The following is a 7,140-nucleotide window of genomic DNA, read 5'->3' on the forward strand; positions in this document are numbered from 1 at the left end:
ATGACCGAAGACACTTCCCCGTCCCGCGGCTACTACGCCCGCCACATCTTCTTCTGCCTCAACGACCGCATCAACGGCGAGGACAGCTGTGCCCACCACGGCGCGAAGGAGGCGTTCGACCACTGCAAGGCGCGCGTCAAGGCCGAAAAGCTCGCCGGTCCCGGCCAGGTGCGCGTGAACAAGGCCGGCTGCCTGGACCGCTGCGCGGGCGGGCCCGTCGCGGTCGTCTACCCCGAGGGCATCTGGTACACCTACGTGGACACCAGCGATATCGACGAGATCGTCGAGTCCCACCTCAAGAACGGCCAGGTGGTCGAGCGGCTGCTCACCCCGCCGGAACTCGGACGCTGATCCGGGCTCAGACCCCGGCCTTCCCGCATTTCGGTCCGCGGGCCGCCTTCTCTGGGGCGGCGCGTGTGGCCAATTCATACTGCAGACAAGTGAACGCCCAGACTGAACGCCTGACCTTCTCCGGCGCGGCCGGTGCCATCGAGGCGCTGCGCGACCCGGCCGCCGCGGCCGCGGGCGACGCCCCGCGCGGCGTGGCCGTGATCGCCCATCCCCATCCGCTCTTCGGCGGCACCATGGACAACAAGGTCGTGCAGACCCTCGCCCGGGCCTTCGTCGCCTGTGGATGGACGGCCGTGCGCTTCAATTTCCGGGGCGTCGGCGGCAGTGCCGGCGCCCACGACGAAGGGCGCGGAGAGCTGGACGACCTGCTCGCGGTCATCGACCAGGCGGCGCCCGCCGGTGCGATCGCGCTGGCCGGGTTTTCCTTCGGTGCCTTCGTCACCAGCCACGCCCTGGAGCGGCTCTGGGGCGCGCGCGACATAGAACGCGCCGTGCTCGTGGGGACGGCCGCCAGCCGCTTCACCGTCGCGCCCGTGCCGGCCGAGGCCCATGGCCGCACGCTGGTCGTCCACGGCGAGCAGGACGACACCGTGCCCCTGGCTGCCGTGATGGACTGGGCGCGCCCGCAGACACTCCCTGTGACAGTCGTGCCCGGTGGCGGGCATTTCTTTCACGGACAATTGCCGCTGCTCAAGAGCCTGGTCATGCGGCACCTGACTTCCCAGGCCTGAGGGGCAGGCCGCCGGCTGCCTGCCGCCCGCCTCCTCTTTCTTTCTATCCCCCAGTTCCCCTTCTTCCCGGACCGTTCCGAATGCATGCCTCCCTGAAGTCCTTCCTGCCCCTGCTGCGCTCCTTCGCCATGGCCGCCGCGCTCGCGCCTGCCGCACTCTGGGCGCAGGTGCAGGCGCCCCAGCCGCCCGAGATCGCCGCGCGCAACTACCTGCTGCTGGACGTGACCGCCGGGCAGGTACTGGCCGCCAAGGACATCGACGCCCCCGTGGAGCAGGCGTCCTTGACCAAGCTCATGACGGGCTACCTGGTGTTCGATGCGCTGCGCGCCAAGAAGATCACGCTGGAGCAGAGGCTCCCCGTGAGCGAGCGCGCCTGGAAGATGCCGGGCTCGCGCATGTTCATTGATCCCAAGATGCAGGTGCCGGTGGAAGACCTCATCAAGGGCATGATCGTGCAGTCGGGCAACGACGCCACCATGGCCCTCGCCGAGGGCGTGGGCGGCACGGCCGAGAACTTCGTCAAGCTCATGAACGACCAGGCCAGGGCCCTGGGCATGAAGAACACGGCCTACAAGAATCCCGAGGGCCTCACCGAGCCCGGCCACACGACCACGGCGCGCGACCTGAGCGTGCTCGCCACGCGGCTCATGAAGGATTTCCCGGAGTACATGCATTACTACTCCACCAAGCATTACGCCTACCCGGGCACGCCGCCGTCCAACGGCACCAACCGCAATGCGCTGCTGTTCCGCGACCCGACCGTCGATGGCCTCAAGACCGGCCACACCGCGGCAGCGGGCTATTGCCTGGTCGCCACGTCCAAGCGCGATTTCCCGAACATCGGCCAGCGCCGGCTGCTGTCCATCGTGCTCGGTGCAGCCAGCGAAAGCGCCCGCGCCAACGAAAGCCAGAAGCTCCTGAACTGGGGCTACACCGCCTACGATGCCGTCAAGCTGTTCGATGCAGGCCAGCCTGCCGCCACCCCGGCGCTCTGGAAAGGCGTGCAGAACACCATCAAGATCGGGCGCCCCGATCCCATCGTCGTCACCGTGCCGTCGGGTTCGGCCGGCAAGATCACGACCCAGGTCGTCCGGCAGGACCCGCTGGTCGCACCGCTGACGAAGGGCCAATCCATCGGCACGCTCAAGGTGTCGCTGGGCGAACAGCAGATCGCCGAGGTGCCCCTGGTGGCGCTCGAGACCGTCGATCAGGCGGGCATCTTCGGCCGTGCCTGGGATGCCATCCGGCTCTGGATCAAGTGATGCGCGCTGCGCGTGGCGGGAGGCCGGCGGCGCCGGTCCTTGCCTCGCCCCGGGCAAACTGATACATTAGAAGGCTTTTCGGAATTTCCGAAGGGAATCACGTCTTCGCTCGATTCGAATCCATTGGGCGAAGTTTTCACGTTTAGGGACGATTCATGCCAACCATCAACCAGCTCGTGCGTCAGGGGCGCGAGGTCGAAACGACCAAGTCCAAGAGCCCCGCGATGCAAAACTCTCCCCAGCGCCGTGGCGTGTGCACCCGTGTGTACACCACGACGCCCAAGAAGCCGAACTCCGCTCTGCGGAAGGTCGCCAAGGTGCGCCTGACCAACGGCTTCGAAGTCATCTCCTACATCGGCGGCGAAGGCCACAACCTGCAGGAACACAGCGTGGTGCTGGTCCGCGGCGGCCGTGTGAAGGATCTGCCCGGTGTGCGTTACCACATCGTGCGCGGCTCGCTTGACCTGCAAGGCGTCAAGGACCGCAAGCAGGCCCGTTCCAAGTACGGTGCCAAGAAGCCCAAGGCCAAGTAAGCCCTGCGTTTCGAAGAATTTTCGGTGCTGTTCCCGCGTGGCGCGGTGAAGCAGCGTAGTGGCCCCGAACGCAGGTGTTCTGCGTGGGTCGAGTAAGTGGGAGTCCTGAATGGCTCTCGCGGTGCCTGGAAAGGCGCCAACTGAAGCAAAGATAGAGGTCAGAAATGCCACGTCGTCGCGAAGTCCCCAAACGTGAAATCCTGCCGGACCCGAAGTTCGGCAATGTCGAGCTGTCCAAATTCATGAACGTGATCATGGAAGGCGGCAAGAAGGCAGTTGCAGAGCGCATCATCTATGGCGCCCTGGAACTCATCCAGAAGAAGCACCCCGACAAGGATCCCCTGGAAGCGTTCACCGTTGCCATCAACAACGTGAAGCCCATGGTGGAAGTGAAGTCCCGCCGCGTCGGTGGTGCCAACTACCAGGTGCCGGTCGAAGTGCGTCCCGTGCGTCGCCTGGCCCTGTCGATGCGCTGGCTCAAGGAAGCCGCGCGCAAGCGCGGCGAGAAGTCCATGGCCCAGCGCCTGGCCAACGAGCTGCTGGAAGCCACGGAAGGCCGTGGCGGCGCGATGAAGCGCCGTGACGAAGTGCACCGCATGGCGGAAGCCAACAAGGCGTTCAGCCACTTCCGCTTCTAAGCCCATCCCTTCATCTCGAAGGCCTGGAGCCCGATCCGCCCCACCGGCGGGCGGGCTCTTTGGCTGTTAACGAAAGACCATCATGGCACGCAAGACTCCCATCGAGCGCTACCGCAACATCGGTATCTCGGCCCACATCGACGCTGGCAAGACCACGACGACTGAACGTATCCTGTTCTACACGGGTGTGAACCACAAGATCGGCGAAGTGCACGACGGCGCTGCGACCATGGACTGGATGGAGCAGGAGCAGGAGCGCGGCATCACGATCACGTCCGCCGCCACGACCTGCTTCTGGAAGGGCATGGACATGTCCTACCCCGAGCACCGCTTCAACATCATCGACACCCCCGGCCACGTGGACTTCACCATCGAGGTGGAGCGTTCCATGCGCGTGCTGGACGGTGCCTGCATGGTCTATTGCGCCGTGGGTGGCGTGCAGCCCCAGTCGGAAACCGTCTGGCGCCAGGCCAACAAGTACAAGGTGCCCCGCCTCGCGTTCGTCAACAAGATGGACCGTACCGGCGCCAACTTCTTCAAGGTCTATGACCAGATGCGCCTGCGCCTGAAGGCCAACCCCGTGCCCGTCGTGATCCCGATCGGCGCCGAGGAAGGTTTCAAGGGCGTGGTCGATCTGCTCAAGATGAAGGCCATCATCTGGGACGAAGCCTCCCAGGGCATGAAGTTCAACTACGAAGAGATCCCGGCCGACCTGGCGGAGTCCGCCAAGGAATGGCGCGAGAAGATGGTCGAGGCCGCTGCCGAAGCGTCCGAAGAGCTGATGAACAAGTACCTGGAAGAGGGCGACCTCTCCGAGGAAGAGATCAAGCTCGGCCTGCGCACGCGCACGATCGCCACCGAGATCCAGCCCATGCTGTGCGGCACGGCGTTCAAGAACAAGGGCGTGCAGCGCATGCTGGACGCCGTGATCGACTACCTGCCTTCGCCCGTGGACATCCCGCCCGTGGCCGGCACGGACGAAGACGAAGCCGAAACCACCCGCAAGGCGGATGACAACGAGAAGTTCTCGGCCCTCGCATTCAAGCTGATGACCGACCCGTTCGTGGGCCAGCTGACCTTCGTGCGCGTGTATTCGGGCGTGCTCTCCAAGGGCGACAGCGTTTACAACCCCGTCAAGGGCAAGAAGGAGCGCATCGGCCGTATCGTGCAGATGCACGCCAACGAACGCCTGGAAGTGGAAGAAATCCGCGCCGGCGACATCGCCGCCTGCGTGGGCCTGAAGGACGTGACCACGGGTGAAACCCTGTGCGATCCCGAAGCCATCGTGACGCTGGAGCGCATGGTGTTCCCCGAGCCCGTGATCGCGCAGGCCGTGGAGCCCAAGACCAAGACCGACCAGGAAAAGATGGGCATCGCGCTGCAGCGCCTGGCCGCCGAAGATCCGTCCTTCCGCGTGAAGACCGACGAGGAATCCGGCCAGACCATCATCTCGGGCATGGGCGAGCTCCACCTCGAAATCATCGTGGACCGCATGAAGCGCGAGTTCGGCGTGGAAGCCAACGTGGGCAAGCCGCAGGTGGCCTACCGCGAAACCATCCGCAAGACGGTGGAAGAGGCCGAAGGCAAGTTCGTGCGCCAGTCCGGCGGCAAGGGCCAGTACGGCCACGTCGTGCTCAAGATCGAGCCGAACGAAGCCGGCAAGGGCATCGAGTTCGTGGACGCCATCAAGGGCGGTGTGGTTCCCCGTGAATTCATCCCGGCCGTGGAAAAGGGCATCAACGAAGCCGTGACCCAGGGCGTGCTGGCCGGCTATCCGGTGGTGGACGTGAAGGTCACGCTGCACTTCGGTTCGTACCACGACGTGGACTCGAACGAACTGGCGTTCAAGATGGCCGCCATCTTCGGCTTCAAGGAAGGTTGCAAGAAGGCCGGTCCGGTCATCCTGGAACCCATGATGGCCGTGGAAGTGGAGACGCCCGAAGACTACGCCGGTACCGTGATGGGCGACCTCTCGTCCCGCCGCGGCATGGTGCAGGGCATGGACGACATGGTCGGCGGCGGCAAGGCCATCAAGGCCGAAGTGCCCCTGTCGGAAATGTTCGGCTACTCGACCGCGCTGCGCTCCGCGACGCAAGGCCGTGCCACGTACACGATGGAGTTCAAGCACTACAGCGAAGCTCCGCGCAACGTGTCCGAAGCCATCATGGCCGCCCGCGCGAAGTAAGTACCACCCCTGTGTCGCCTGCGGCGCCTCCCCCTCAAGGGGGCGCACGCAGCGGTCCGGCAAAGCCGGTCCCGCGCGTGCCGCTGGCGTGGCCTGCTCCGCGGCCTTTCGAACAGGAAGGTCGGGGTGGCGCTAGGAAATCAATTTCTGTCTGCGATCGCATGCCCTTCGTTGCCCGTGGCGAAGGAATCCGCAATGCGATGCAGACGTAAAACCAACACACGGGCATTGCTCTTTATTCTGGAGTTGAGAAATGGCAAAAGGTAAGTTCGAACGTACCAAGCCCCACGTGAACGTGGGCACGATCGGCCACGTGGACCATGGCAAGACGACGCTGACGGCAGCGATCGCCACGGTGCTGTCCGCCAAGTTCGGCGGCGAAGCCAAGAAGTACGACGAAATCGACGCAGCGCCCGAAGAAAAGGCCCGCGGCATCACCATCAACACCGCACACGTGGAATACGAGACGGCCAACCGCCACTACGCCCACGTGGACTGCCCCGGCCACGCCGACTACGTCAAGAACATGATCACCGGTGCCGCCCAGATGGACGGCGCCATCCTGGTGTGCTCGGCCGCCGACGGCCCGATGCCCCAGACGCGCGAGCACATCCTGCTGGCCCGCCAGGTGGGCGTGCCCTACATCATCGTGTTCCTGAACAAGTGCGACATGGTGGATGACGAAGAGCTGCTCGAGCTCGTCGAGATGGAAGTGCGCGAACTCCTCGACAAGTACGACTTCCCCGGCGACGACACCCCCATCGTGCGCGGCTCGGCCAAGCTGGCCCTCGAAGGCGACAAGGGCCCCCTGGGCGAGCAAGCCATCGACAAGCTGGCCGAAGCCCTGGACACCTACATCCCGACGCCCGAGCGCGCCGTGGACGGTGCCTTCCTGATGCCCGTGGAAGACGTGTTCTCGATCTCCGGTCGCGGTACCGTGGTGACGGGTCGTGTCGAGCGCGGCATCATCAAGGTCGGCGAAGAAATCGAAATCGTGGGCATCCGCGACACGCAGAAGACCACCTGCACGGGCGTGGAAATGTTCCGCAAGCTGCTGGACCAGGGCCAAGCCGGCGACAACGTCGGCCTGCTGCTGCGCGGCACGAAGCGTGAAGACGTCGAGCGCGGCCAGGTGCTGTGCAAGCCCGGCTCCATCAAGCCGCACACCCACTTCACGGCCGAGGTGTACGTGCTGTCGAAGGACGAAGGCGGCCGCCACACGCCCTTCTTCAACAACTACCGTCCGCAGTTCTACTTCCGCACGACCGACGTGACCGGCGCCATCGAGCTGCCGGCCGACAAGGAAATGGTCATGCCCGGCGACAACGTGTCGATCACCGTCAAGCTGATCAACCCCATCGCCATGGAAGAAGGCCTGCGCTTCGCCATCCGCGAAGGCGGCCGTACGGTCGGCGCCGGCGTCGTGGCCAAGATCATTGC

Annotated in this window: 7 protein-coding genes; all 7 read left to right on the forward strand. The window is 64.9% G+C overall.

Annotated elements, in window-relative coordinates; genetic code table 11:
• On the forward strand, window positions 1-351 hold the full coding sequence (locus BLR99_RS13565) for a (2Fe-2S) ferredoxin domain-containing protein (RefSeq protein WP_011793515.1): 351 nt from the start codon (window positions 1-3) through the stop codon (window positions 349-351).
• Between the two features lie 89 nt (window positions 352-440).
• Window positions 441-1,082 (forward strand): alpha/beta hydrolase, encoded by a 642-nt coding sequence (locus tag BLR99_RS13570; protein WP_011793516.1) that lies wholly within the window; start codon window positions 441-443, stop codon window positions 1,080-1,082.
• 80 nt (window positions 1,083-1,162) lie between these two features.
• Entirely contained in the window at window positions 1,163-2,344 is a 1,182-nt protein-coding gene (locus tag BLR99_RS13575) for a D-alanyl-D-alanine carboxypeptidase family protein (protein WP_011793517.1), read from the forward strand.
• A 155-nt stretch (window positions 2,345-2,499) separates the two neighbouring features.
• Window positions 2,500-2,877, forward strand: a complete 378-nt coding sequence (gene rpsL, locus BLR99_RS13580; protein ID WP_011793518.1) for a 30S ribosomal protein S12 — start codon at window positions 2,500-2,502, stop codon at window positions 2,875-2,877.
• 164 nt (window positions 2,878-3,041) lie between these two features.
• The gene (gene rpsG / locus BLR99_RS13585) at window positions 3,042-3,515 is read left to right on the forward strand and encodes a 30S ribosomal protein S7 (protein WP_011793519.1); all 474 of its coding nucleotides are present in this window, start codon (window positions 3,042-3,044) and stop codon (window positions 3,513-3,515) included.
• A gap of 82 nt (window positions 3,516-3,597) precedes the next feature.
• Window positions 3,598-5,700 carry an elongation factor G gene (fusA, locus tag BLR99_RS13590; RefSeq protein WP_011793520.1) on the forward strand — a complete coding sequence of 701 codons (2,103 nt, stop codon included), beginning with the start codon at window positions 3,598-3,600 and terminating at the stop codon, window positions 5,698-5,700.
• 253 nt (window positions 5,701-5,953) lie between these two features.
• A partial coding sequence (gene tuf / locus BLR99_RS13595; RefSeq protein WP_011793521.1) for an elongation factor Tu occupies window positions 5,954-7,140 on the forward strand: 1,187 nt, incomplete at its 3' end.

Origin of the sequence: Paracidovorax citrulli, assembly GCF_900100305.1 — a bacterium.
In the GTDB taxonomy this organism is placed as follows: domain Bacteria; phylum Pseudomonadota; class Gammaproteobacteria; order Burkholderiales; family Burkholderiaceae_C; genus Paracidovorax; species Paracidovorax citrulli.